The organism is Segeticoccus rhizosphaerae, assembly GCF_009192725.1.
Lineage (GTDB): Bacteria > Actinomycetota > Actinomycetes > Actinomycetales > Dermatophilaceae > Segeticoccus > Segeticoccus rhizosphaerae.
Window position 1 is genome coordinate 1 of the sequence record NZ_VOHR01000614.1, and the last position, 976, is coordinate 976.

Annotated in this window: 1 protein-coding gene and 1 pseudogene; one reads left to right on the forward strand and one right to left on the reverse strand. The window is 72.4% G+C overall.

Annotation, left to right across the window (positions count from 1 at the left end; genetic code table 11):
• A pseudogene (locus FRW57_RS22065) lies at nt 1–229 on the reverse strand (glutamate-5-semialdehyde dehydrogenase); the annotation flags it as partial.
• 200 nt (nt 230–429) lie between these two features.
• On the opposite strand from FRW57_RS22065, the gene FRW57_RS22070 reads away from it, so the two are divergent.
• Nucleotides 430–936 carry a hypothetical protein gene (locus tag FRW57_RS22070; RefSeq protein WP_152187087.1) on the forward strand — a complete coding sequence of 169 codons (507 nt, stop codon included), beginning with the start codon at nt 430–432 and terminating at the stop codon, nt 934–936.
• The last annotated feature ends 40 nt before the right edge of the window (nt 937–976 follow it).

The window sequence follows — 976 nt, forward strand, 5'->3', positions numbered from 1 at the left end:
CGAGCAACGCGTCGGGCAGGCCGCGCTCACGACCTCGTTCGAGGTCCTGGGCGTTGCCGGCCAGCACCTGGGGGGTGGCCGCGTCGAGTGCGTCCGCCAACGCCTCGAGGGCGGCGTCCTTCTCCGCCCGCGACAGCAGCGCGAGCCGGCGTGAGGCCTCCCGTGCCGCCCGCGCCACGCCGGCGACGTGGTCGACGACGACCGGATCGATGCTCCGTGAGTCAGCCATGGTTCGAGCGTATGCCGAGCACGCGTCATACGCGCTCTCGTCCACCATCCGGCCCCGCACCATCCGGTCGGATATTTTAAACGGATTTTCCCTGGTTTATTAGTCCGGCTGGGCACACCATGGGACTGCCCGCCGGACTCGGCAGAGGACTGAACGCAGGGCCGTGCGCCCGCGGCCCGGAACGAGCTAGGAGCCATGCGATGCGCAGAGTCGCCCGCCGTCGAACCTACGAGATCGACCTCGCCCAGCGTCGTGCCCTCGAGGCCGAGCTGACCACGGCCCGCAGCGCGGTCGCGCGGGCGCGGGTCGACTACGCCATGGCCCTGGACAGCCACTCGACACTGAGCGTCGTGCGCCGGCGCTACCACCGGCTCAGCCACGCCTACCGGCTCGCGATCACTGCCGCGATGGCGCTCGAGCACGACCGTCCCGGCTCGATGCACGACGCCCTCGAGCAGCTGCGCCGACACCGCCAGCGACACCTCCTGTCGGCGCCCGCGGGAGTGCTTGCGCCGGTGTCCGTGCGGCCGCGCTCGCACGCGCCCTACGGCCCGCTGATCCCCGGTATGGACTTCGACCCGGATGACCCGATGGTCGGCTCACCGACCGGGCGGGAGTGGGGCGTGGAGCTGCCGTCTGCACTCGATGAGGTCGGCACCCCGACCAGGGCCCTGACGGCCGGCGACGGTGCCGCCGCACGGTCCTGAGCTGCCGCGCGACGGCCTCCCCGGGGAGGCCGTCGCGCCT